At 36.9% G+C, this 26,955-nt stretch carries 25 protein-coding genes; all 25 read left to right on the top strand.

Features of this window, described 5'->3' with window-relative positions; all coding sequences use genetic code 11:
- The first annotated feature begins 186 nt into the window (after positions 1-186).
- The 25 genes from tgt to trxA all read left to right on the top strand — a co-directional run bounded on the left by tgt (position 187) and on the right by trxA (position 26,649).
- Positions 187-1,332, top strand: a complete 1,146-nt coding sequence (gene tgt, locus HMPREF0877_RS08815; RefSeq protein WP_002829008.1) for a tRNA guanosine(34) transglycosylase Tgt — start codon at positions 187-189, stop codon at positions 1,330-1,332.
- Positions 1,333-1,367: 35 nt separating this feature from the next.
- Positions 1,368-1,757: a preprotein translocase subunit YajC gene (yajC, locus tag HMPREF0877_RS08810; RefSeq protein ID WP_002829007.1), complete on the top strand. Its 390-nt coding sequence runs from the start codon at positions 1,368-1,370 to the stop codon at positions 1,755-1,757.
- Between the two features lie 246 nt (positions 1,758-2,003).
- Entirely contained in the window at positions 2,004-3,122 is a 1,119-nt protein-coding gene (dinB, locus tag HMPREF0877_RS08805) for a DNA polymerase IV (RefSeq protein WP_002829006.1), read from the top strand.
- Between the two features lie 106 nt (positions 3,123-3,228).
- Positions 3,229-4,179, top strand: coding sequence for a DHH family phosphoesterase (locus HMPREF0877_RS08800; protein WP_002829005.1), 951 nt, complete (start codon positions 3,229-3,231; stop codon positions 4,177-4,179).
- Positions 4,179-5,537 (top strand): DEAD/DEAH box helicase, encoded by a 1,359-nt coding sequence (locus tag HMPREF0877_RS08795; protein ID WP_002829004.1) that lies wholly within the window; start codon positions 4,179-4,181, stop codon positions 5,535-5,537. The genes HMPREF0877_RS08800 and HMPREF0877_RS08795 overlap by 1 nt, the downstream gene beginning before the upstream one ends.
- 333 nt (positions 5,538-5,870) lie before the next feature.
- Positions 5,871-8,519, top strand: coding sequence for an alanine--tRNA ligase (gene alaS / locus HMPREF0877_RS08790; protein ID WP_040761152.1), 2,649 nt, complete (start codon positions 5,871-5,873; stop codon positions 8,517-8,519).
- 48 nt (positions 8,520-8,567) lie between these two features.
- Positions 8,568-8,819, top strand: a complete 252-nt coding sequence (locus HMPREF0877_RS08785; protein WP_002829001.1) for an IreB family regulatory phosphoprotein — start codon at positions 8,568-8,570, stop codon at positions 8,817-8,819.
- A 34-nt stretch (positions 8,820-8,853) separates the two neighbouring features.
- Positions 8,854-9,288 (top strand): Holliday junction resolvase RuvX, encoded by a 435-nt coding sequence (gene ruvX, locus HMPREF0877_RS08780; RefSeq protein WP_002829000.1) that lies wholly within the window; start codon positions 8,854-8,856, stop codon positions 9,286-9,288.
- 11 nt (positions 9,289-9,299) lie between these two features.
- The gene (locus HMPREF0877_RS08775; protein WP_002828999.1) at positions 9,300-9,584 is read left to right on the top strand and encodes a DUF1292 domain-containing protein; all 285 of its coding nucleotides are present in this window, start codon (positions 9,300-9,302) and stop codon (positions 9,582-9,584) included.
- A gap of 109 nt (positions 9,585-9,693) precedes the next feature.
- The gene (locus HMPREF0877_RS08770; RefSeq protein ID WP_002828998.1) at positions 9,694-9,966 is read left to right on the top strand and encodes a DUF1292 domain-containing protein; all 273 of its coding nucleotides are present in this window, start codon (positions 9,694-9,696) and stop codon (positions 9,964-9,966) included.
- 95 nt (positions 9,967-10,061) lie between these two features.
- On the top strand, positions 10,062-10,742 hold the full coding sequence (locus tag HMPREF0877_RS08765) for a ComEA family DNA-binding protein (RefSeq protein ID WP_002828997.1): 681 nt from the start codon (positions 10,062-10,064) through the stop codon (positions 10,740-10,742).
- Between the two features lie 209 nt (positions 10,743-10,951).
- On the top strand, positions 10,952-12,988 hold the full coding sequence (locus tag HMPREF0877_RS08760; protein ID WP_050755331.1) for a ComEC/Rec2 family competence protein: 2,037 nt from the start codon (positions 10,952-10,954) through the stop codon (positions 12,986-12,988).
- A 62-nt stretch (positions 12,989-13,050) separates the two neighbouring features.
- The gene (holA, locus tag HMPREF0877_RS08755) at positions 13,051-14,076 is read left to right on the top strand and encodes a DNA polymerase III subunit delta (protein WP_040761150.1); all 1,026 of its coding nucleotides are present in this window, start codon (positions 13,051-13,053) and stop codon (positions 14,074-14,076) included.
- A 138-nt stretch (positions 14,077-14,214) separates the two neighbouring features.
- Entirely contained in the window at positions 14,215-14,484 is a 270-nt protein-coding gene (gene rpsO / locus HMPREF0877_RS08750) for a 30S ribosomal protein S15 (protein ID WP_040761154.1), read from the top strand.
- Positions 14,485-14,540: 56 nt separating this feature from the next.
- The gene (rpsT, locus tag HMPREF0877_RS08745; RefSeq protein WP_002828993.1) at positions 14,541-14,795 is read left to right on the top strand and encodes a 30S ribosomal protein S20; all 255 of its coding nucleotides are present in this window, start codon (positions 14,541-14,543) and stop codon (positions 14,793-14,795) included.
- A 246-nt stretch (positions 14,796-15,041) separates the two neighbouring features.
- Complete coding sequence (locus HMPREF0877_RS08740) at positions 15,042-16,940, top strand: ribonuclease J (RefSeq protein WP_002828992.1); 1,899 nt, start codon at positions 15,042-15,044, stop codon at positions 16,938-16,940.
- 122 nt (positions 16,941-17,062) lie between these two features.
- The gene (locus tag HMPREF0877_RS08735; RefSeq protein ID WP_002828991.1) at positions 17,063-17,986 is read left to right on the top strand and encodes a hypothetical protein; all 924 of its coding nucleotides are present in this window, start codon (positions 17,063-17,065) and stop codon (positions 17,984-17,986) included.
- Between the two features lie 201 nt (positions 17,987-18,187).
- The gene (gene tuf / locus HMPREF0877_RS08730; RefSeq protein WP_002828990.1) at positions 18,188-19,375 is read left to right on the top strand and encodes an elongation factor Tu; all 1,188 of its coding nucleotides are present in this window, start codon (positions 18,188-18,190) and stop codon (positions 19,373-19,375) included.
- A gap of 243 nt (positions 19,376-19,618) precedes the next feature.
- A complete protein-coding gene (gene tig / locus HMPREF0877_RS08725; RefSeq protein ID WP_002828989.1) occupies positions 19,619-20,908 on the top strand; it encodes a trigger factor in 1,290 nt (429 codons plus the stop codon).
- 131 nt (positions 20,909-21,039) lie between these two features.
- Positions 21,040-22,287: an ATP-dependent Clp protease ATP-binding subunit ClpX gene (gene clpX, locus HMPREF0877_RS08720; RefSeq protein ID WP_002828988.1), complete on the top strand. Its 1,248-nt coding sequence runs from the start codon at positions 21,040-21,042 to the stop codon at positions 22,285-22,287.
- 12 nt (positions 22,288-22,299) lie between these two features.
- On the top strand, positions 22,300-22,926 hold the full coding sequence (gene yihA / locus HMPREF0877_RS08715) for a ribosome biogenesis GTP-binding protein YihA/YsxC (protein ID WP_002828987.1): 627 nt from the start codon (positions 22,300-22,302) through the stop codon (positions 22,924-22,926).
- A 135-nt stretch (positions 22,927-23,061) separates the two neighbouring features.
- On the top strand, positions 23,062-23,292 hold the full coding sequence (gene zapA, locus HMPREF0877_RS08710) for a cell division protein ZapA (protein WP_040761147.1): 231 nt from the start codon (positions 23,062-23,064) through the stop codon (positions 23,290-23,292).
- Positions 23,292-23,831, top strand: a complete 540-nt coding sequence (locus HMPREF0877_RS08705; RefSeq protein WP_002828984.1) for a CvpA family protein — start codon at positions 23,292-23,294, stop codon at positions 23,829-23,831. The genes zapA and HMPREF0877_RS08705 overlap by 1 nt, the downstream gene beginning before the upstream one ends.
- Positions 23,832-23,873: 42 nt before the next feature.
- Complete coding sequence (locus HMPREF0877_RS08700; RefSeq protein WP_002828983.1) at positions 23,874-26,261, top strand: endonuclease MutS2; 2,388 nt, start codon at positions 23,874-23,876, stop codon at positions 26,259-26,261.
- Positions 26,262-26,334: 73 nt separating this feature from the next.
- Positions 26,335-26,649, top strand: coding sequence for a thioredoxin (gene trxA, locus HMPREF0877_RS08695; protein WP_002828982.1), 315 nt, complete (start codon positions 26,335-26,337; stop codon positions 26,647-26,649).
- Positions 26,650-26,955: the final 306 nt, after the last annotated feature.

The raw sequence follows: 26,955 nt of genomic DNA, 5'->3' as shown, positions 1-26,955 counted from the left end.
CGATCCCTGTAACGTCCATAATGAAGATTGAATACATATTTTTATAGAAAGTTACCAAATTATTGGTAGCTTTTTTATTTTAAAAATAAAATAAGTAGACAAAATATAAATCTAAGCGTTATGGAACCCGTGTTTCTGATATAATGTATACTAGTTTGTTTATATAGAAGTGAAAGGAAATGTGATATGTCGGATTACGCAGTGAAGTATGAATTACTTCATGTCGAAAAACATACCGGTGCGCGATTGGGAAAAATTACGACACCACATGGGGAAGTTATGACCCCAATGTTTATGCCCGTTGGTACACAAGCAACCGTAAAAGGTGTGTCCCCACGTGAATTAAAAGAAATTAAATCACAATTCATTTTATCAAATACATATCATTTATGGTTAAGACCAGGAGACGAATTGATTGCTCAAGCTGGTGGATTGCATAAATTTATGAATTGGGATGGCCCAATATTGACTGATTCAGGTGGCTTTCAAGTCTGGTCATTATCAGACCATAACCATATTACTGAAGAAGGGGTTACTTTTAGAAATCACTTAAATGGTGATGAGATGTTCCTGTCTCCAGAAGTTGCTATGAGGATTCAGAATAACCTTGGTTCAGACGTTATGATGCAACTAGACGAAGCAATTCCATATTTTGAAACATATGACTATGTTAAAAATTCAGTTGAACGAACATCTAGATGGGCAGAGCGAGCTCAAAAAGCACATAAGCGTGAGCAAGATCAGGCACTGTTTGGTATTGTCCAGGGAGCAGGTTTCAAAGAATTGCGAAAGCAATCAGCTCAAGATTTAGTTTCATTAGATTTGCCTGGATATGCTATTGGTGGTTTGTCAGTTGGAGAGTCAAAGCCGGAGATGAACCGTGTACTTGATTTCACAGTACCATTTTTACCAGAGCATAAACCGCGATATTTAATGGGTGTGGCTGCTCCAGATTCATTAATTGATGCAGTAATTCGTGGTATTGATATGTTTGACTGTGTATTACCTACTCGTATCGGTCGTAAGGGAACACTAATGACTTCAAATGGTCGAGTGGTGATAAAGAACGCAAAATATAAAGATGATTTTTCATTAATTGATCCTGAAACTGAAGATTATGGATCACAGCACTTTACGAAGGCTTACTTACATCATCTTTTCAAGACAAATGAATTATATGGTCAAACAATTGCTTCCGTTCACAATTTACGTTATTTGTTAAAATTAATGGAAGATATGCGTCAGGCAATCGCTGGAGACCGTCTACTTGAGTTTAGAGAAGAAACCCTACGTAAGTACGGTTATTTTGAACCAAATGCCAGATTATTTTAAAATTAGTCAATATACTTAAGGAGTTTAAATTTATTATGAACGCAAATATACTTATTTTAGTCGTATTTATCGCCGCAATGTACTTTATTATGATTCGTCCACAACAAAAGGCACAAAAGAAGCGTCAAGCAATGATTAATGACGTGCAACCTGGTGCTGAAGTAATCACCATTGGTGGATTGCATGGTACTATTGCTGCAGTTAACAAAGAAGCACGTACTTTTGATTTAGATGCAGAAGGTGTTATCTTGGTGTTTGAATTATCAGCAATTCGTCAGGTTGTTAAGGAAGCTAATGCACCAGTGACTACAGAAGAACTAACAGAAACACCTGAAACATCAGAATCTGAGGCAACTTCTGAAAAGCAACCAGAAAACACTGATGTTGATGCATCAAACGATGAATCAAAGAGTGAAGAAAAATAAGCTGTAAAATATAGCTGTTGAAAACTGAAAGTGGCATAAAAGACATGTGAAAGTTAATTGTGATTACAGAAAGACTTTAGTTTTTTGGCACACATTTAGGGTCATCAATCCATCAATTTTAAATTGGTAGATTGATGACTTTTTCAGTCTATAATAAATTACCGATATTCTAGGCTTTTTTCTATGTAATTATAGAATGATGTCATATGATAAAAATAAGTAAGCTTATCATATAAAGAGGGGGATATGATGTCTAATTTTTTAGAAATACCTATTCATTTGAATACTGATAGAAAAATTTTACATATTGATATGGATGCCTTTTACGCACAAATTGAGATGCGTGATAACCCTGAATACAAATCTATACCTTTGATTTTAGCTAATGATCCTCGAAAAACTGGTGGTCGTGGAGTGGTTGCAACCGCAAATTATTTAGCTCGTAATTTAGGCGTTCATTCAGCCATGAGTGCTGCTGAGGCGCTAAAACTTGCACCACAAGCAGTTTTTGTCACACCTAATTTTTCCAAATATCGTGGTGTTTCTCAACAACTTCACCAAATATTTAAGCGCTATACGAATAAGGTTGAACCGGTTGCCTTTGATGAGGCCTATTTAGATGTTACTGAGAACATACCAAATATAAATAATGCGATACAATTAGCGCATGAATTGCAGCAAATCATTTATGAGGAACTTGAGTTGACAAGTTCGGTGGGCATTTCTTTTAATAAATTCTTGGCAAAATTAGCTTCAGAACATAATAAGCCAAGTGGACTGACAATCATTAATCCAGAAGATATTCGATCATTTTTAGATACCTTACCGATTAATGAAATGCGGGGGGTGGGAGCTAAGACTGCTGAAAAAATGATTTCTTTGGGCATCCGTAATGGCAAAGATTTGTATGATACACCACAGAATAAACTTGCGGATGAATTTGGAAAAAGTGGATATATCTTCTATGAACGAATTAGGGGTGTTGATGATCGCCCAGTTGTTTGGCAAAGAGAGCGTAAATCAATGAGTAAAGAAAGAACGTATGGTCCGTTTCTAGATACAGAGCAAGCAATAATGGATGAATTAAAGGATTTAGCTGCTAAGTTAACCGCCTCACTCATTAAATCACAATTGCATGGTAAAACATTGGTTTTAAAAATTCGTGATAATGAGTTTCAAACTGCAACTCATCGCGCAACAAGACTTGATTTTTTTCCAAATGATGAAGATGAAATTTATCATGCCGCTCAAGATATTTTAGATGAACTTGGTGGCTATCATCATGCTATTCGTCTACTTGGGTTAACAATGACAAATTTAGCAGCATTATCTTTTGAAAATGTTGTGTTACCTCTATATAAGTAGGAACTCATATGATTTTTCTGATATACTTACATATATTGTCATTTCAAATTTATCGTTAATACGATTATTAGTTAATAAAAATTTTTAATAGAATAGAGACTTACTTATGACAGCGCAAACAGCAATATTAGCGCAAATAAAAGCTGCACATACAATTATTATTCATCGTCATCAACGGCCTGATCCAGATGCTTTTGGATCACAGTTTGGATTAGCAGAGCTGATAAAAACATCATTTCCTGAAAAGAAAGTGCATGTTGTTGGTAAATCTGTACCAAGTATGGCTTGGATGGGACAAATGGAAAAAATCCCTAATAGTTTATACGATGATGCGTTAGTTATTGTAACAGATACAGCAAATTCACCACGAGTTGATGACCGCCGCTTTGAATACGGAAAAGTATTGGTGAAAATAGATCATCACCCTAATGATGAGCCCTATGGTGATTATACTTGGGTCATAGAGAATGCGTCATCAACTTCAGCAATGATTTTTTCATTTTATCAAGAATTTTCTAACGAATTAAAACTATCTGATAAGGGTGCTGCATTTTTATACTCAGGAATAGTTGGTGATACGGGTCGCTTTTTATACGGGACTACTTCCGATACAATGAACATTGTTTCTGAATTAATGAAATTTAATTTTGATTGGGTGAAGATTAATCAGCAAATGGATACTATTTCACTACCAGCCGCTAAAGCATCAGGTTTTGTATATGAAAACATGGTAACAACACAATATGGTTTTAACTATATTATTTTAACTAATGAAATTGTTGAGAATTTTAAACTAGGTGATTTTGGTACGGCATTTATTGTACCCTTACTGGGTAAAGTAAATACTGTCAGAGCGTGGGCAGTGTTTGAACAACAAGAAGACGGCTACTTCAGAGTGAGATTACGGTCACGACAAGTAATTATTAACGAAATTGCAAAGAGACACGGTGGCGGTGGCCATGAATTTGCAGCTGGTGCAAGAGCAAAAAATATTGATGAGATTAATGACATCATTAATGAGACAGATAATTTATTAAAGGAGCAAGCAGAAAAATAATGGCGAAATTTACTGATTACAATTTACGTCCAGAGATATATGAAGCTTTGACGGCAATACATTTTAAACAACCAACGACTGTTCAATCAAGACTGATTCCTGTTATCTTGCAGGGCCGTTCTGTCGTTGGACAATCACAAACAGGTTCAGGTAAGACACACACCTTCTTGGTGCCAATCTTCCAGCAATATGATGCGACAAATCAAAAGGTTCAGGCAGTCATTACGACACCCTCTCGCGAATTGGCGCAACAAATTTATGAAGCAGCAAAGCAATTAGCAAGTACTTTTACTGAAGATACTCAACCAAGAATCAGTTTATATGTTGGTGGAATGGATAAAAGTCGTCAGATTCATCAATTACAGAATAAACAGCCACAAATTGTTATTGGAACACCTGGACGAATCAAGGACTTATATCAGGCTGGTGAATTAGATATTCATACCGCAACCACACTAGTTGTGGATGAAGCAGATATGACACTTGATTTAGGTTTTCTACCAGATGTTGATGCTATCGCTAGTGCAATGCCTGAAGATTTGAAAATGCTGGTCTTTTCAGCAACAATTCCACAAAAGCTACAACCCTTCTTAAAAAAGTATTTATCAAACCCGGTAATTGAGGAAATTCCATCTGAGACAGTCATTGCACCAACCATTAAAAATATTTTGGTTGGAACAAAGGGTGAGACGAAAGATACGTTAGTTTATAACTTATTGACGATGGGTAATCCCTATTTAGCATTAGTTTTTACAAATACGAAAACGCGAGCACGTGAGTTAACTAAAAGTTTGCGTAGTCGTGGCCTAAAAGTGGCTGAAATACATGGTGGTATCCAACCTCGTGAACGTAAGCGCACAATGCAGCAAATTCAACATTTAGATTATCAATATGTTGTTGCAACCGATTTGGCTGCTAGAGGAATTGATATTCCAGGCGTGTCACTTATTATTAATGATGGTATCCCAACGGAATTAGAGTTCTTCATTCATCGAGTTGGACGAACGGGTAGAAATGGTATGTCTGGAACGGCTATCACAATTTATAATCCAGATGAAGAAGATCGCGTACAGATGGTTGAAAATATGGGCGTGAAATTTGAGCCAATGACATATGCCCATGGTGAACTACAGTCTGGATATGATCGTCGTCGCCGTCGTCAGCGGACCAAAACTACAGCCAAATTAGATCCAACAATGATTGGTATGGTGAAGAAGAAGAAAAAGCGAGTAAAACCGGGTTATAAACGTCAAATTAAAAACAATATTGCCCGAGACGCAAAATATAAGAAGCGGGTTGCTGAACGTGAGACGTTACGTGCAGCAAAGAAAGCAAAAAAACGCGCCCATGACAAATAATTTGTTATTTTAAATTTACAAAATTATTTCAAGTTGTAAAAAGTAAGAAAAACAGTAATGGATATGATATAATACCCACAAGGACATGTCAGATTATTTCTTAGAGCATACAGAAACGTTGCGGTTGATGAGAGCAACGCTAAGGGTCATCTGACGCTACCTAATTAAAATTGTTTGCGAAAGCGAACCGCGTGCTAGCGATATTAGCGATTAAAGAGGTAATGATACAGACAATCATTGCAATCGGAGTGGTACCGCGTATTTGCGTCTCTGTTATTGCAATGGCTGTCTGTTTTTATTTAATATTTTTTTGAAATGAGGCTTACATTAAAGATGAAAGAATTATCATCGGCTGAGGTTCGTAGCTTATTCTTGCGTTTCTTTGAAAGTAAAGGACATAAAATTGAACCATCACAATCATTGATTCCACAAAATGATCCAACTCTTCTTTGGATTAATTCTGGTGTTGCAACTTTGAAAAAGTATTTTGATGGTTCGGTTGTTCCTGAGAACCATCGAATTACAAATGCACAAAAATCAATTCGAACAAATGATATTGAAAATGTCGGACATACGGCTCGTCATCATACCTTATTTGAAATGATGGGTAATTTTTCAATTGGTGATTATTTCAAAGAGGAAGCAATTCCATGGGCTTGGGAGTTATTAACAAGTCCAGAATGGTTTGGCATGGATCCAGATAAATTGTATGTAACTGTGTATCCAAACGATGATCAAGCAAAAGATATTTGGTTGCATAAAGTTGGTCTGCCTAAAGATCATCTTTATGAAGAACCAGATAATTTTTGGGATATTGGTGAAGGCCCTTCAGGACCTGATTCTGAAATTTTCTATGATCGGGGTGAAGAATTCAATGATCCTGATGAAGCAGAAAATTATCCAGGGGGTGAGAACGAGCGCTACTTGGAAATCTGGAATCTAGTGTTCTCACAGTTTAATCACTTGCCTGGATTAACAGATAATAAAGATTATCCTGAATTACCAACAAAAAACATTGATACTGGTATGGGATTGGAGCGTGTGGTTTCTGTATTCCAGCATGCGAAAACTAACTTTGAAACTGATTTATTTTTACCACTTATTCATAAAACTGAGGATATTTCAGGACAATTTAAATATGGTGAAGATGATACGAAAGATATTTCATTCAAGGTCATTGCCGATCATATTCGTGCCGTAACTTTTGCCATTGGAGATGGTGCATTGCCTTCAAATGAGGGACGTGGGTACATCATTCGTCGCCTATTACGTCGTGCTGTTTTACATGGTCGTAAATTAGGTATTAGCCAAGTATTTTTAAAGGATTTGGTTCCTGTAGTTGGTGAAATTATGATTTCTTATTATCCTGAAATTGCCAAGAATGCTGACTATATTGCTTCCATTGTTGAAGCTGAAGAAATTCGCTTTAATAAAACATTAACTGATGGATTATCACTATTAGATGATGTGATTGAGCAGGCTAAGAGTAAAAAGGGAATTATTGATGGTGCAATTGCCTTTAAGTTATATGATACTTATGGATTCCCATATGAACTAACTGAAGAATATGCAACTGATGAAGGCTTAAAGGTTGATCGTGATGGCTTTGATGAGCAAATGAAGGCCCAACAAGAACGTGCTCGTTCAGCACGTTCAAACAAAGCATCAATGGGTGTTCAAAATGAGTTATTGACTGGCCTAAAGACGCCATCTCAATATGTTGGTTGGTCTGAATTAACTGTTGAACAAACTGAGTTAGTTAATTTGATTGTTGATAATAAATTGGTTGAAGAAGCTAATGCAGGCCAAGTACAGGCAATATTTGCAAAGACACCTTTCTATGCTGAAATGGGTGGGCAGGTAGCTGATCTTGGTATGATTTATGATGAATCTGGTCAAGCAGTTGCCAAAGTAACTGATGTGCAAAATGCACCAAATGGCCAACATTTGCATACTTTGTCAATTATTGCACCGCTTTTCGTTGGCAAGCAATACAAGCTTGATGTTGATCGTCCATACCATGTTGCGGTATCGAAAAATCATACAGCGACTCATTTGCTAGATCAAACTTTGCGAAATGTTCTTGGAGAGCATACGACCCAAGCTGGTTCACTTGTAACTGCAGAAGGTTTGCGCTATGATTTCACGTATAACGGTGCAGTGCCAAGTGAAAAGTTGCAAGAAGTTGAGGATATTATCAATCAAAAGATAATTGATAATTTACCAATTTCTTGGATTGAAACGGATATTGAATCAGCAAAGAAGCTAGGAGCAGTTGCCGTCTTCACTGAAAAATATGGTGAAAAAGTTCGTGTTGTTTCTATTGGTGATTACAATGCTGAATTTGATGGTGGAACACATGCTAATTCAACTGCTGAGTTGGGGATGTTTAAAATAGTTGGTGAACAAGGTACAGGAGCTGGCGTTCGTCGTATTGAGGCAGTTACTGGATCTGGAGCCATGGCATTGTTCAAATTGCATGATAGCTGGTTGGCTAAAGCAGCAGAACAAGTAAAAGCCCCACAGCTTTCAGAGATTAATGATAAAATTTCTGGATTGCAAACAGCACTTAAAGAGGCAGAACGTCAAGCTGCTTCTCTTGAGCAGAAATTGGCAAATCAAGAAGCTGATGCTGCGTTTGCAAATCCTCAAAAAATTAACAATTATACACTAATTGCTACAGAAATGGCAGTTGAATCAATGGATGTATTGCGTTCAACTGCTGATACGTGGAAGCAAAGTACACCATCTGATGTATTAGTTTTGGCTGCTAATTTAGGTGATAAGGTTAATCTATTGGTTGCAGTTGCCCCAGAAGCAGTTAAAAAGGGTATTAAAGCAGGTGACCTTGTAAAGTCAATCGCACCAGCAATTGGTGGTGGTGGTGGTGGCCGTCCTGATATGGCTCAAGCTGGTGGAAAGAATCCAGCTGGTATCGCAGACGCCTTTAAGCAAGCAGCTGACTGGTTACAAGAAAAATAAGAAGTTAGTTATTATTAATAGAAAACCTTAAAGGGAGGTTTGGGTACAATGAGTTCATTGGATAATACAGCAGTATTTAAATTTGGTAATAATGAATCACATGATGTCCGAAAAATGTTGGAAGTAGTTTATGCAGCATTAGAATCAAAGGGATATAATCCAATTAATCAAATTGTTGGTTATTTAATTTCAAACGATCCAGCATATATTCCACGTGTTAATGATGCGCGTAATTTAATTCGTAAATTTGAACGTGATGAAATTATTGAGGCATTAGTAACGGATTATTTGGCAAAATAATGTCATCAAGCAACGTAGGAAGAGGTCAAATGATATGGGACGTATTCTAGGTTTGGATGTAGGTTCGCGCACAGTCGGTGTTGCTGTTTCTGATCAATTAGGTTGGACCGCACAAGGCGTAGAAATTATTCCAATAAATGAAGATGAGAAGGAATTTGGTATCGACCGAATGAAAGAACTCGTAGCTAAGTATGAGCCAATTGGATTTGTTCTGGGCTTACCCAAGAATATGAACAATACTTCTGGACCTCGTGTTGATGCTTCACGTGCTTATGGTGAGTTATTGAAGGAGACTTTTGGTCTACCAATTGATTTTCAAGATGAACGCTTAACGACAGTGGAAGCTGAACGTATGCTAATTGAAGAAGCTGATACATCTCGTAAGAAGCGTAAAAAAGTTATCGATAAATTGGCAGCCGGTTTAATTTTGCAAAATTATTTGGACCGAAAAGGATCGTTGGTAAAGTAAGAGGTAAAAAAATGGATGAAGAACAAGACATTATTACATTAGTTGACGATAATGGTGATGAACAATTATTTGAAGTATTATTTACTTTCAAATCTGAAGAGTATGGTAAGTCTTATATTATTCTTTACCCAGCTGGATCTGGTGAGGATGAAGAAGTTGAGATGTTAGCTTATATCTTTGACCCAGAGGAAACACAGATTGCAACAGAAGGTGGACTAACGCCAATTGAAGATGATGCAGAGTGGGCAATGGTCGAGGAACACCTAAATCAATTTTTAGATGAGCAAGAAAATTAGTTAAAGGTCATCAATCTACCGAAACTAAATTGGCGGGTTGATGACCTTTCCAATATTTAATAACCGTTACTCATGTCCCCAGCAGTTATTTTATTTAGGGAGAAATTAAATGGATAATGCGGAAATTTTTATTTTGACAGACTCAGATGGTCAAGAACATGAATTTCAAGAGCTTTTTTCATTCGACTCAGAGGATTTTCAACGGTCATACATCATTCTAGAGCCAGTTGATGAAGCTGAAACTCAAGAAATTGGTGTTTTACCATTTATTTATGAAAAAGACGCTGAAGAAGGTATGTTGCAGCCGATTGAAACAGATGAAGAATTTGCGATGGTTGAGGAAGTTATGAATACAATCTTCAATGATCCAAAATTACGCTAATATTGCAATCATGATGATTGAAAACATTTTTGTTTTCAATCTTTTTTTGTACGCTCTAATTAAGTCTACGTCTTTATTATTAAAAGGGGTAGAAAATGATTCAAATTAAAGCAATGTATTATCGTTATCGACATCAAATATGTTTTAGTAGTGTTTTAATAGTTGTGGGAATCAGTTTTTTAATATGGTGGCAAGTTTCCCAGAGTAGTTCTAGTATGTCATCGAAAGATATCACGACAATTTCAGCTCATCAAAATATAGCAAAAAAAAGTAAAAAGTCCAAAAAAATGTTGCATGATAAACAATCAAAAAAAGTTGTGATTGATGTAAAGGGTGCCGTCTATCGGCCAGGGGTTTATTATTTTGCCAAAGAACCAATCGTTGCAGAAGTATTACGAAGTGCTGGTGGGACGCTACCAAATGTTGATAATGTTCGAATAAATTTGGCAGCAACATTAAATAATGGTCAAGTACTCTATGTTCCAGTGGAAAATGAACAGGTACCAGAAGTGTATCCTTTACCAGGAAACCCAGCTCATAAGGAACAACATATTGGGCAAGCCAGCGATCAAAATAATTCGAATGATAAAATTAATCTAAATACTGCTGACAGTGCCACTTTGCAGAATTTGCCAGGAATTGGTGAAAAACGTGCACAGGACATTATTAAGCAACGTGAAACAATGGGTGGCTTTAAAACAATCTCTGATTTACAACAAGTTAATGGTATTGGTGAAAAGACATTTGCAAAATTAGAGCCGTTGGTAACGGTATGAAATCAGGATATTTATTGATATTAGGAATGTGCTTAGCATGCGTTAATATGATATTTCTGTTTCGCTTTTGGTGGGCACTACCGTTTTTGATATGGTCTATCTTATTGTTATACCGTAAATTTAATCACTATATGTTTAGCACCTGTATAATTATATGTATTTTTGGTTACTTTGGTTATTGGCAGTTTAATATTGATCGTTTAGTCAAAATGCCTACTGGTGAAATTGACACCTATATTTTAATTCAGCCAGATGATATACACCTCAATCAAGATTATGGTTCTGGGATAGCAAGTTTAGAAAATGGTGAAAAAATACGTATTAGCTTCGATAAACAGGGAACTATAGCTAAAAAATGTGCTCAAGATGCTCGACCAATTTTTGTGCAAATTTCTGGTGTTTTAGATTATATTAACGAAGCACGTAATGAATTTTCATTTAACCCGTATGCTTATTGGCGAAGCCGTGGTATCGTCCATCGATTGCATATAAAAAAGGAATATGTTTGGGGTTACGCAAAACCTAGAAGTTTTATTGAATTAATTAGTTGGACCATCCATAGTTTTCATTTTGAACTAGTTAATTGGTTTGAAAGATTGCCCAAAGGCATGCGAGACTATGGTGAAACTTTGTTATTAGGGTATACACGATCGGAATTTTACATTGAGAATGATGGTATTCAACTGTTGGGGTTGATGCACCTGTTTAGTATTTCAGGATTTCAAGTAACCATTTTCTACCAATTATGGCGACGTCTATCAAGACAATTATTTATTCAACGGGAACATTCACTTGTGATTGTACAATTTATGCTAATTGTTTTGTGGGTGTTTGCGGGTGGTGTGCAATCTTTGATTCGACCAATATTTTTAGGTATCAGTCAAGCTTGGCGAGATTTACATTGGATAGTTATTGATGCAAAAGATGCATGGGGATTAGCATTAATTGGTGGCTTGATAATTGAACCTGGTGTTTTACATAACTTCGGGGGCCAATTATCTTACTTACTGACTTTTGGATTACTTTGGCTTCAAGACAGACCCGCATGGCTCCAAAGTATTTGGTTATCGACTTTTATTTTACCCACTTTATTGTGGCATACGCTTAGCTGGCATCCGATTAGTCTGTTAGCCAATTTATTGATTGTCCCCATATTTGTTTGGCTAATTATACCCGTGATTATTTTTGGGATTTTTGCAACAATTTGTCATTTTGCATGGCTTCAAGATATTTGCGAATGGATTATTAATTTAATGCAGTTGTGTATCAAGTTTGGTGCCAAAATTCCTGGAGAATGTTTATTTGGTAGGCCATCGATCATTTTTTGCATTGTTTTGACCATATTGCCATTGATATGGCTAATCACTTGTAAGAAACGATTATTATTTTTGATATTGGTTTGTTGCTATGCGATATTATGGGGTATGCCACGTTTTTTTCCAGGTGGCTTTGTTGCTTTTTTTGATGTTGGGCAAGGAGACACAACTATATTACGACCTTCACATAATCAAGTTACTTTGATTGACGTTGGTGGTAAAATACGATTTTCGAAACATGACCAAACAAAGAAGAATACACGTAATTACCAGGTAGAAGAATTGATTCATTTTTTAAAAGGTCATGCTATTAATAGAATTCAACAATTAATATTGACTCATAAGGATATTGACCATATAGGGAATGTATCAGACTTTCTAGAGCAGATTGATGTGACAAAAATTTATGTACCTGCGGGCATGGAACATCAGCCCAGCTTTAAAAAGCGCGTTGCAAAGTATGTACGGTCAGGTGGAAAAGTATATCCAGTATTGGCCGGATTACACGTGACGAAAGATATTCAAGTTTGTCATCCAATTATTAAAGGAATTGGTGAAAATGACGATTCCATAGCAGTATACATTGATTTTAAGAAACTTAAATTAATGATGACTGGGGATTTATCTAAAAAGGGAGAGATAGACATCATCAACAACTTTTACTTGCCACAAGTGGATATCCTTAAGTTTGGTCATCATGGATCAAAGACGAGTACAGATGAAATGTTTGTGAAACAGTTAAGACCCAAAATTGGCATTGTTTCTGCGGGTATTAATAATCGCTATGGGCATCCAAACAAAGAAACGATGATGACAGCAAAAAATCATCATTTGAAAGTCTATAGTACTGCCAAGCAGGGAATGATTAAGGCGAAGTGGGGGCTACTAAACTGTTATCAAATATACTATCGACATAAGTTAAAACATTAGTAGGCAGAACCTGGTAGACGTGCTATCTTATAATATAGATAAAAATGAGAGGGGATGTTGTTTTGACCGTAACTTTAGCAGACGTTTTTAACGATGTACAGACAGGACAACTATATCCAATTTACTTTGTCCAAGGCCAGGATCAATATTTAATAAATCTGGTCAGAGAAAAGTTTTTAACTATAATTCATCCTGATGATCGTGCATTAAACTTAGCGCAATTTGATTTAACTGAAGTACCTTTAAGTCTGGCAATTGACGATGCTAAATCAGTGCCCTTTTTTGGTAATCAGCGTGTCGTAATTCTAGACAATCCATATTTCTTAACTGGTGAACGGCAAAAAAGTAATTTAGAACATCACGTTGAGGATTTGGTAGACTATATTAAACAACCTGAACCGCAAACAATAGTCGTTATTTTTGCCCCCTACGATAAGTTAGATAACCGGAAAAAAGTTACAAAATTGTTGAAGGAACAAGCAAGATATCTTTCGTTTGTGAATTTAAGTGATAAGGATATTAATCGTTTTATTGATCAACGAGTAAATGAAGCTGGCTATTTCATTAATTCTGCAGCAAAGCAAGAATTAATTAGATTGACGAATTCTTCATTAACTCAAATAATGTCCGAATTAGACAAATTAATGCTTTATACATTAAGTGAAAAGCAAATTAATGTGTCAGATGTAAAAGAATTAGTGACACATACATTAAGTGAAAATATTTTTGATTTAATTGACTGTTTATTGAAGGGACAATTAACACGTGCCGTTAATTTGTATCATGAGCTGTTATCAACAGGTGAAGAGCCATTGCGATTACATGGTGCATTAATAGGACAATTTCGTTTACTATTACAAGTTAAATCAAGTGAAAAAAGTGAAAAAGGGATAGCTTCTGAGTTAAAAGTCCATCCATACCGTGTGAAATTGGCAAAACGTGTTGTCAGAAAATTTAGTTATGTACGTTTAGCAAGCGCTTATCTTGGTTTAGTTAGTATGGAAGAACAGCTAAAATCTACGTCGCGGGATCCAGAATTATTATTTGAACTGTTTATTTTAAAATACAAAAATCAAATGGCTGAATAAAATGCTTGCATATAATTGACTAATTTAGTATGATACTAAGAGTGCATTAGCACATGACCTTTTACTATGTTTGACGGTTCACCGTCGTCATACGTTGTTTGAGGCGACTATTATATTATGAAAGGTGGATATCCAACAATGGCTATTTCTGCAGAACGCAAGAATGAAATCATCAATGAGTTCGCTCGTCACGAAGGTGATACAGGTTCAGTTGAAGTTCAAGTTGCAGTATTGACTGCTGACATCAACGAATTAAACGGACACATGTCAGAGCACAAGCATGACTTTCACTCACAACGTGGCTTGATGAAGAAAATCGGTCACCGTCGTAACTTGCTACGTTACCTACGTAACAATGATGTACAACGTTACCGTGAGTTGATCCAAAAGCTTGGTTTGCGTCGTTAATATATAATATATTAATCACGTTTTTATTTTGACATTTATTATCGGAGGGAAAAGCGATGCCAATTATTGAGTCATCAATCCAACGTGCCCGCTTAAACAAAGTGCAACGCGAGCGTAACATCTCACAACTAAGTGCATACCGTACTGAAGTTAAGAAGTTCCGTGTTGCTGCTGAATCTGGCGAAGGTAACTTACAAGAGTTATTCGCTGCAGCTTCATCAGCAATTGATCGTGCCGCATCAAAGGGCTTGATTGCTAAGAACAAAGCTTCACGTGACAAGTCACGTTTGGCTTCATTGTTGAACAAGTAATTTATATTACAAATAGACAATATAAAAAGACTAGTAGCTTTGGGCTGCTAGTCTTTTTTTAATGAAGAATAATCTTTAACTGCTTTTCTAAATATTTTTCTATTTTATTTTCAAGTTAAACTATTTAAAAATTATGATAGATGACTTACAGGTTTTCTAGCGTGCGCTTATGTGGTAGTATTGTATTAAACATTTTAACGTTGGGTAAAATAAAAACCCGTGAAATAAAACGAGAATAGGAAAATTATGGCAACTACATTAGACATTATGCCGTTTGGTGGCGTGCGTGAAAATGGAATGAACATGTACGCTGTGACGGTTGATGAAGATATATTTATTTTAGATGCAGGATTGAAGTATCCTGAGAGTGACTTATTAGGGGTAGATGTTGTTATCCCAGACTATGCATACTTAGTTGAACACGCAGATAATATTGCAGGAATTTTTTTGACACATGGTCATGCTGATGCGATTGGCGCATTACCTTACTTATTGTCAGAGGTACAAGTTCCAGTATTTGGTTCAGAATTAACGATTGAATTGGCAAAATTAGCTATTAATAATGAGGCCAGTTTGAAAGATTATGATGATTATCATATTGTAAGAGGTAATTCTGAAGTTCGTTTTGGAAATGTGACAGTTTCTTTTTTTGAGACAACACATACAATTCCGGAGTCTTTGGGAATTGTGATTGAAACCGCGGTTGGACAAGTCGTTTACACAGGTGATTTTAAACTGGACACAACAGCATTACCATATTATCAAACGGATTTATTGCGATTAGCAGAAATTGGTCAAAAAGGTGTTGTGGCATTACTAGCTGATGCAGCTGGAACGGCACATATTGGGACGCCAGATCATGAATCAGTGCTAGGTGATTATATTTTAGAAAATTTTCACTTACACAAGTCTGGTCGAATTATTGTTGCTGCGGTAGCATCAAATATTCAACGTATTCAACAGGTAATTGATGCGGCATATAAAGTGGGTCGAAAAATTGTCATTTCAGGGAATGACTTGGAAAAGGTTGTGCGTACGGCTCTACGTTTGAAAAAGTTAATTTTACCTATACCTGAAAATGAGATGTTTGTTTCTCTTAAGAATCTTTCTAAACTGCCAGCTGATGAGACAGTTATTTTAGAAACAGGACGAATGGGAGAACCAATTCGGCACTTACAGAGAATTGCCCATGGTGATGATCGTAATATTAAAATTCAACCTGGTGATTTGGTGTTTATAACTACGACGCCATCTACTGCGATGGAGGGGTATGTTGCGAAAACACGTGATATGCTGTTTAGAGCAGGAGCCATGGTCAAGCAGATCTCTACTGATAAAAAGTCTTCAGGACACGCATCAAAAGACGATTTTCAATTAATGCTAAATTTGTTGAAACCTCAAAATGTTATCCCTGTTCAAGGAGAGTACCGTGTCTTGAATGAGGCATATCGAGCAGCGGAACAAGTTGGATATGATGATGATCACGTATTTTTACTAGCTAAAGGTGATAAGCTACGATGGAATGGTGAGAAGTTCTATCTTGGTGGATCAATTCAAGTCACATCAACTATGATTGATGGGTCAGGGGTTGGTGACATAGGTTCGATTGTTTTAAATGACCGACGCATTCTGTCAGAGGATGGTGTCTTTATCGCAGTTATCACGATTGACCGTAAAAAGAAAAAAGTGATTGCACCAGCTAAAATTGATTCTCGCGGATTTGTCTACGTCAAAACTTCGCGTGATTTAATGCATGAAGCTGCAGAACTGGTTGAACAGACTGTCGCAGAAGGTGTCAAGAATACAAAGGATTTTGACTGGGGTAACTTAAAAAACTCTGTACGAGATGCTTTGGGAAAGTTTTTGTATGAAAAGACAAGACGGAAGCCAGTCATTTTGCCAGTTATTATGGAGGCAAATCAGAATGGCCGACGTCGCAGACGAACATCAGCACATCAAGGTAACAAAAATAAGGCCGTTAGTGCAAAATTAGTTAAAAAACAAACTAATAAAAAGAATACGACCAATAATACCGATAAAAAGTCGGCTTCAAAACCGCTTAATCATAAGCCTAATAAGGCTCGCCGACAAAGAAAAAATAATAATCAACGCAAACAGTCAAAGCAAACTGTTGATGCCGAGTAAATAAAAAATCATTCTGTGATTTAGATGAAGAGATTCTTTTTTGTTTAACAATATAGTTAAATGATTAAGAATCTTTTAGTTTTAGGGAATTTAAGATCGAACTAGTTAGAAGGAATTTTAATATGACAAGTGAACAAAATACCAATGAACGATACTCATCATTAGTTTTGGAAGCAAAAGAAGAAATTAACAATGGATCATTAAGTCGAGCGCTAGATACTTTAACCTTAGCGTATCAATTAAGACAAACTGTGGAAGTGAATCATCTTTTGGTAACCACGTTAATTGCACAAGGACAATATCAGGAAGCGCAAATCATTGCAGATGAATATTTAACTTCGTATGCCAAAGAGGAACAAAGTGCAAAAACTTATTTGAACTTGGCTCTTCATAATCATTATTTTCTAAATGCATGGGAATTTTTAACTTGGTTACCAGAACGACTGCAAGACAAGTTTCGTTTCATGGTTGTTGAAGAGGAGGATCATTATCGATTAAATCAAGAAAAAACAATTCAAACAATTGCAAGGCAATTTTATCATCTTAGTGATGGGGATATGATTGAGCAACAAAAACGTTTATTAGCCGCGAATAAGTTGCCTTTAAGCGAATATGAAATTGGGGCGAAGTTTGTATTACGTGATCCTTTTTTATCACAAATTTCACGAACTACTGTACTAGATGAATTAAGGCGAGTTAAGACATCGGATTCAGTGGAATTTATGGATTTGAAAGGTAACTTAAACACATACATTCCTGCAGAATTAAAATCACTAGAACAAGACCAAACGTATGTTAATATTTTGAAAGAATTAGATAAGTATACTAAAAAACTTGGACCAGATATGGTTCATGGACTGAGAGAACAAGTACATCTACTGTTGATGATAGCTTATCCACAATTGTCAATCATTGTTCAAGACGTCACGAGTTGGGTCGCTGGATTGGTTGCGGAAACATTTGAATATGCTATGCCCGATGAGCCTGATGACCAAGTTATTTGGCGTAATAAATTACAAAATAGTTTAATGAATTTAATTAATTAGAAAAAACAAGAATATATAGAGAAAAATAAGTAAAAAATATTTACAAAAATAGGGAAGTTATATATAATAATTTCAGTCTCATATAGAGAATTAAAAAGATTTTCGTATCTTATTGTTTCAGTTATGAGGTATGTGTAGTATACTTATACTAAGCAATAAGGTTGATTCTAATCAACATGCGAATAATAGGAGGACAAGCTTTTGGCTAAGGAAAATTACGAGCGCACTAAGCCGCACGTTAATATTGGAACTATTGGACACGTCGACCACGGTAAGACTACGTTGACTGCCGCTATCTCAAAGGTACTATCAGATAAGGGTTTGGCTAAGCAAGAAGACTTTGCTTCAATCGATGCCGCTCCTGAAGAGCGTGAGCGTGGAATCACGATCAACACTGCTCACATCGAGTACGAGACGGAAGCACGTCACTACGCCCACATCGATGCCCCAGGTCACGCGGACTACGTTAAGAACATGATCACTGGTGCCGCTCAAATGGACGGTGCTATCTTGGTTGTTGCTGCAACTGATGGTCCTATGCCACAAACTCGTGAGCACATTTTGTTGGCTCGTCAAGTTGGTGTTGACTACCTTGTAGTATTCTTGAACAAGACTGACTTGGTTGATGATGATGAATTGGTTGACCTAGTTGAGATGGAAGTTCGTGAATTGTTGTCAGAATACGATTTCCCTGGGGATGATATTCCAGTTATCCGCGGTTCAGCTTTGAAGGCTTTGGAAGGTGATCCAGAACAAGTTAAGGTTATCGAAGAGTTGATGGATACTGTTGACTCATACATTCCAACACCAGTTCGTGATACTGACAAGCCATTCTTGATGCCAGTCGAAGACGTATTTACGATCACTGGTCGTGGTACTGTTGCTTCAGGTCGTATCGATCGTGGAACTATCAAGTTGAACGAAGAAGTTGAAATCGTTGGTTTGAAGGAAGATGTTCGTAAGACAGTTGTTACTGGTATCGAAATGTTCCGTAAGACTATGCAACAAGGTGAAGCCGGTGATAACATTGGTGCATTGTTGCGTGGTGTTGACCGTAAGGAAATCGAGCGTGGTCAAGTTTTGGCTAAGCCTGGTTCAATTCAAACGCACACTAAGTTCTTGGCCGAAGTTTATGTTTTGACCAAAGAAGAAGGTGGACGTCACACACCATTCTTTACTAACTACCGTCCACAATTCTACTTCCACACAACTGATGTTACTGGTGTAGTTGAATTGCCAGAAGGTGTTGAAATGGTTATGCCTGGTGATAACGTAACATTCGATATCGAATTGATCGCACCAGTTGCCATTGAAAAGGGATTGAAGTTTACTGTTCGTGAAGGTGGCCGTACTGTTGGTGCCGGAACTGTTTCAGAAATCCTTGACTAATCTACAATTTGTCGTTTAGTTAATGGTTATAAAAAGAGAGTTATTGCATCAATGATGTGATGACTCTCTTTTTGAATTTTAAGAGAAAATCTTATATAATCTATAATGAAGTACTTTACGGTGAGTGGAATGTTTTATGGCATAATATTGTCAAAATAATGCGTTTCCGATATACTGATTAGGTATGTAAAGATAATTTATGTCGTAAATAGTGTAAAGCTAGCGACTATTGGAGGAAAAAACATGGCAAATGCAGTTTTCACTAAGGGTGAAGGCAATAAGGGAACAATTAAGTTTGAAGTTCCTGTTGATGTATACGCAAAGGGAATTGATGCAGCATTCAACGAAGTAAAGAAGCAAATTAGTGTTCCTGGTTTCCGTAAGGGAAAGATGCCAAAACAGGTATTTTTCCAAATGTATGGTGAAGAATCATTGTATCAAGATGCCTTGAACAAGATTCTACCAGACGTTTACGGAGAAGCCGTTTCAGAAACAGGCGCAATGACAGTTGGACAACCAAAAATTGAAGCAGAATCAATGAACAAGGGTGAGACTTGGGTTTTGACTGCTGAGGTTGAATTGGCTCCTGAAATCGAACTTGGTCAATACAAGGGTGTTGAAGTTCCTGCTTCTGACACATCAGTTTCTGATGCAGATGTTGATGAAGAACTTGCAAACATGCAACAAGGTCAATCTGAACTTGTCTTAGTTGAAGAAGCTGCTAAGAATGGTGATACTGTTGTCATCGATTTTGATGGTTCAGTTGATGGTGTTCACTTCGATGGTGGACAAGCTGATAACTATTCATTAGAATTGGGCTCAGGTTCATTTATTCCTGGATTTGAAGAACAATTGGTTGGCGCAAAGGCTGAAGACAAAGTTGACGTTAAGGTTACTTTCCCAGAAGATTATCAAGCAGCTGACTTAGCTGGTAAGGAAGCCGTTTTCGAAGTAACTGTTCACGAAGTTAAGACTAAGGAAGTTCCTGCACTTGATGATGAATTTGCTAAGGATGTTGATGAAGAAGTTGAGACTTTAGCTGAATTGAAAGAAAAAGTTAAGGCTCGCTTGGCAGATCAAAAGGCTTCAGCAGCTAAGGAAGCTAAGGAAGATGCCGCCGTTGCTGCAGCTGTTGACAATGCCAAGGTTGTTGGTGATGAAATTCCTGCTTCAATGATTGATGAAGATGTTCATCGTCAAATGAACCAAATGTTTGCATCAATGCAACAACAAGGTATTTCACCAGAGCTTTATTACCAAATTACTGGTACATCTGAAGATGATCTTCACAAGCAATATGAAGAAGGTGCTGAGCGTCGTGTAAAGACAAACTTAGTATTGGAAGCTATTGTTAAAGCTGAAGACATTAAGCCATCTGATGAAGAAATCGCTGCAGAAGTGAAGTCATTGGCTGAAGCTTACAATATGGAAGAAGATGCTGTCCGCAATGCATTGTCAGATGACATGTTGTCACATGACATTGCAATTAAGTCAGTTGTTGACTTAATTGTTGCCGAAGCAGTTGAAGCCTAAATATTGGTTTTAATAAAAAGGTTAGACTTTTGTAGAAGTCTGACCTTTTTTGTCTTTTTCCGGTAAGCGAAGTTTGATACAATACTTACAGTATTATAATTTAATGGATAGAAGTTATAGGAGGTTGGACAGTGTTTAATACGACTGACAGCTCAAATGGGGTTGCATACTGTTCATTCTGTGGTAAACCCTCTACTGAGGTCAAAAAGTTGATTGCTGGCCCAGGGGTCTACATTTGTAATGAATGTGTTGCTTTAGCCCAAGACATTATTAACGAAGATTTACAACAGGATGCAATGGCACGGACGCTAACATTGAAGACACCGCGTGAAATCGTTGATAATTTAAATGAATATGTTATCGGTCAAGACGATGCTAAACATACTTTGGCAGTTGCTGTCTATAACCATTACAAGCGTGTTAATGCAAAATTAACGGGTGAAACGGGGATAGAGGGTGTTGATCTTCAAAAATCAAATATCGCTGTGATTGGACCAACTGGGTCTGGAAAAACTTATATTGCACAGTCAATGGCTAAATTATTGAATGTACCTTTTGCTATTGCAGATGCAACGACATTGACTGAAGCAGGTTATGTTGGTGAAGATGTTGAGAACATTTTGTTAAAGTTAATTCAAGCAGCGGACTATGATGTTGAGCGTGCCGAAACTGGTATTATCTACATCGATGAGATTGATAAGATTGCTAAGAAGGCTGAAAATGTATCAATTACTCGTGATGTATCTGGTGAAGGTGTGCAGCAAGCATTGTTAAAGATGCTAGAAGGAACAATTGCTAATGTTCCACCTCAAGGCGGCCGTAAGCACCCAAATCAAGAATTTATTCAAATTGATACGACGAATATTCTCTTCATAGTTGGTGGAGCTTTTGCTGGTATTGAACAGATGGTTAAAGAGCGTCTTGGGGCGAAGGTTATTGGCTTTGGTACCGACGCCAAAACACAACAATTGCAAAGTTCAGATAAGTCAATTATGCAGCAAGTGTTACCTGAAGACTTGATGAATTTCGGATTGATTCCAGAATTTATTGGTCGATTGCCAATATTAACAGCACTAGAAGAACTAACTGAGTCAGACTTGGTTCGTATTTTGACTGAGCCTAAGAATGCTTTAGTTAAGCAATACCAAGCTCTGTTGGCTCTAGAGGATGTTGATCTCAAATTTACAGATGATGCGCTGAAAGCAATGGCACATTTAGCTATTGAACGCGAAACTGGTGCTCGTGGATTGCGGTCAATTATTGAAGAAGTTATGCGTGATGTTATGTTCGATGTGCCATCTCGTGAAGATGTTACGGGTGTGGTCATCACAGAAGGTGCCGTATTACGCCAAGATGAGCCTGAATTAGTTACAGAATAGTGGGGTGCGACGATGGAAGTTCATCAAGTTGAAATGGTGATGTCTGCGGTTCGTGAATCACAATACCCAACCGATGGTTTACCAGAGGTTGCCTTTGTTGGACGATCAAATGTTGGTAAGTCATCATTGACTAATGTGTTAATTAACCGTAAATCTTTTGCACGAACCTCTTCACAACCTGGAAAAACGCAGACGCTAAATTTTTATAAAGTTGAAAATCAAGTTTTCTTTGTGGACGTTCCTGGTTATGGGTATGCAAAAGTATCAAAAAAAGCACGTGAAGACTTTGCCATCATGATTGGTGAATATCTTCGTAAACGAGTGCCATTAAAGGGAATTGTTCAATTAGTAGATGCACGTCATTTACCTTCACGAGAAGATATTGAAATGTATAATTGGCTAATTTCAGATGATATTGGTTTGCCTGTATTGGTTGTTGCAACGAAAGCTGATAAAATATCTCGTGGCAAATGGAATAAAGTTGAGGCTGATATCAAGCGGAGTTTGCAGTTTAATGAAGAGTTATCAGATTTTGAAATTTTTTCTGCGGAAACCAAATATGGTAAAGACAATATTTGGGATTGGCTGGAAGCACGAATGTTAGACGGTAGTGAGTTTGATCCATCAGATTTTGAATAATTTGAAAACAGGGAACTAGTTGATTAAGCTAGTTCTCTTTTTTCGTACCTTGTATTGGGTATATACCCTAAGCTGTATCCTGGTTAGTTTTTTGATATACTAATAACTAATGATAAATTAATGGAGGCTAATGACATGGCTGAGAAAACACGTTTTAAAGGAACTATTTTAGGTAAAGAATTAACAATTACATCTAGTGAGTCTCAAGCACATATGAAGGCAGTGTTTGAACTGGCAAATGAACAATTGGATCATATGCATCAAGCAGCTCCAAAGCTGGATGATAATCAATTATTAACATTGTTAGCAATTAACGCTTTATCTGACCAATTAAATATGCAAATTAAAAGGGATGAAGAAAAGTAATGACATGGGTTTCTTTAATTATTGTTATCCTAATCTTTTTAGCAATGATCCATGGTTATCGATTAGGGATGGTTCGTAGTCTAACAATGCTTGTTGGTAGACTTATTGTCTACACATTTGCCATTCTTTTAGCGCACAAACTAGGTAGTTGGTTGTATAGTGCCTTTTTTAATAGTATTTCTGCCAATTGGACTGCAACTAATGTGCCAACGACAGCAGCCAATCAACCAGCAGAATTTTTGGCATCAGGGATTGCTTTCACGATAATTATTTTAATTGGTATGTCAATCGTTAAAGCGATTGAGAGAAGTTTACGCTTTATTAATAAAATTCCAATATTGAGCACATTAAATCGCTTAGGTGGTTTGATTGTTCTGGGGTTGGTGGTATATGTTGAAATTTTTTTCGTTTTGCAAATAACACAAACATTAAATATTCCTTGGTATACACAAGAATTGGCAAATTCGTCTATTGCCCAGGGAATAATGAATAATACACCTTATCTTTCAGAGGCTGTTTATGATTGGTGGTTATTGTAAGTGAATTAGTTTAATCATGAAAGTTGGTAGTAAAAATATAAAATGAATAAAAAAATTTTAAAAACGCTAGAATACGACGCAGTTAAGACACAAATTAAGCCATTCTTATCAACCGTGGCTGGTGAAAAAGAATTGCGAGATCTTCTGCCCACATCGAATGCACAAAAAATGCAACAATGGTTAGCTGAAACCGCTGATGCATCTCGTGTGCTTCGTTGGCAAGGAGGAATCAGTATTCCAAAACTTGCAGATGTTAAGCCCCATATGCAACGCCTACGAATCCACGCAGCATTGAGTGGTACGGAGCTTGCACAAGTTGGCCGTGTATTGTTTACGACCGGACAAATTCGAAGTTTTTTTGAAAATTTAGTTGCTGATCGTGGTGAAGCTTTGCCAGCATTAGCGGTCTATTATAATGAATTAGTTATCTTACCTGAATTGACAAGACGTGTGAATGTTGCAATTGATGGTGACGGTCGTTTAAATGATGAGGCGTCAGCTGAGCTTCATCGTATTAGACAAGCAATTACGGGTACAGAGAATGCAATCAGACAAAAAATGCAGGATTATACGCGAGGTAAGACAGCACAATATTTGTCAGATCCAATTGTGACCATTCGTAATGATCGGTATGTTTTGCCAGTTAAGGCAACGTATCGTCAAAAATTTGGTGGGGTGATTCATGATCAATCACAAACAGGGCAGACGTTATATATTGAGCCTGCAGATGTGGTTGATATGAATAATCGGCTGAGAGAATACACGTTAAAGGAACGTCGAGAAGAGGAACGAGTACTGATTGAATTATCAGCTCAACTCGAGCCTGAGGCAGATAGTATTGAAAATAATGCACAGCTCCTTGGTCATTTGGATTTTTTGAATGCAAAGGCACGATATGCGGTGGTAATAAAAGCGATTGAACCTGAATTTAGTCCAGAAAATCATGTGCGTTTATTAAAGGCGCGTCATCCATTATTAAATCCAGATAAAGTTGTCCCCAATGACATTATAATTGGTGAAGATTACAGTGCAATTATTGTGACTGGGCCGAATACAGGTGGAAAGACAATCACGCTAAAAACGCTAGGTTTATTGCAAATAATGGCGCAATCAGGTCTATTCATTCCTGCGGCTGAATATTCTAGTGTTGGTATATTTAAAGAAATCTTTGCTGATATTGGTGATGAGCAGTCAATCGAACAGTCACTATCAACATTTTCTGCGCACATGGTAAATATAATTGATATTCTATCGGGGACAGATAAAGATTCCTTGGTTTTGTTTGATGAGTTGGGTGCAGGAACAGATCCACAAGAAGGAGCTGCTCTTGCAATGGCTATTTTAGATGCTGTGGGTGAAACGGGAGCCTATTCTGTTGCTACGACACACTACCCAGAGCTAAAAGTATACGGCTATAATCGAGCGGATACAATCAATGCCTCGATGGAATTTGATATTGATTCACTACGACCAACATATAAGTTTTTGATTGGTGTTCCAGGGCGTTCAAATGCACTTGAAATTGCTAAAAAATTAGGCTTAGATAAAAACATAATTGATAGTGCATCTGCATTGACAACTGAAGATTCACAAGAATTAAACGACATGATTGCTGATTTAGTGGCAAGAAGAAATGCAGTTTTGACGCAGCAAGTTGAATTGACACAAAAAGTCATTGAAAATCGTCAATTAAAGAATGACTATGAGTCAAAACTTGAATCAATCGATAAAGAGCGTGCTAAAGCAGTTGAAGAGGCAAAAAAAGAGGCTAATCATATTGTTGCTGATGCCCGTCGTAAAACTGATAAAATTATTGCCGATTTACATAAGATGGCACGTGATGGTGCAGCAATTAAAGAAAATAAGTTGATAGACGCAAAAGGTGCATTGAACGCTATGCATCAAGAACCTTCTGCCACAAACAATCGAATTTTACGTAAAGCTAAACAAGCAAAGCAAGTGCCACTTTTGGTAGGTGATACGGTGCTTGTTCGTGAATATGGACAACAGGGGACTATTGTACGTAAGTTGAAAGATCATAAATTTGAGGTTCAAATGGGTATTCTGAAAATGGTGTTGACTAGTGAAGAAATTGAAAAGCAAACTAACCAGTCAACTAATGAACCCAAGTCAACCAAAAAGAAGCGTCGTAATAGTTCAAGTGTCAATACTAATAAAGCAATAAATCGTGCCGAGGCCTCTGCAAAGTTAGACTTACGTGGTGTTCGTTATGAACCTGCAATGGCTGAATTAGATCGTTTTATTGACAAGGCATTGTTAAATAATTTATCTTCCGTTGAAATTATTCATGGAAAGGGTACTGGTGCTATTCGCCAGGGCGTCCAAGAGTATCTTCGTTCACATCGTCAAGTGCAATCATTTAAGTTTACTGGCCCTGATCAGGGAGCAACTTATGTACAATTTAGTTAGGACGCATCTATCGACAAATTGCTCACTACGGTTTATACTGACAATAAATAAGTGTTAAGAGGGAGAAAATTTAATGGCTGTAATAGATATAAATGATGATAATTTCGTATCAGAAACAAGCTCAGGCGTGACAATTACTGATTTTTGGGCTACTTGGTGTGGTCCTTGTCGTATGCAGTCACCGGTTGTTGAAACGGTGTCGGAAAAGATGGATAACGTGAAATTTACAAAGATGGATGTTGACGAAAATCCAGCGACAGCTCAAGAATTTGGAATCATGGCAATTCCCACTTTACTAGTTAAAAAGGATGGTGAGGTTGTTGAGCGTTTGACTGGCTTCACACCAGCTCATCAGCTTGAGGCCATTTTGGCTAAGCACGTAGACTAATTATAAATTACATTAATGTATAGCTATCAATTGGCATTTAATAACGCTGATTGGCAGCTTTTTTAGTAGCTAATTATTGATGGGTGATTTCATAAAATTGTTGACGGCTGATGTTGTTAGCAGTATATTAATAAAGCACTGTTTTTGGGATACGCTAATATTTAATTTAGTAATTAATTTATAATCTAAAATTATATTGACTTTCCTTAAAAATATGTGTATTATTTATCAAGTTGTCGCTTATATTATTTAAAATATAGTTCTAATAAATTTAAATAAAAAAGTTATTGACAAATCAATCTTAAG

Source organism: Weissella paramesenteroides ATCC 33313 (genome assembly GCF_000160575.1).
Taxonomy (GTDB): domain Bacteria; phylum Bacillota; class Bacilli; order Lactobacillales; family Lactobacillaceae; genus Weissella; species Weissella paramesenteroides.
This window is presented reverse-complemented; position numbering and strand designations above follow the sequence as displayed.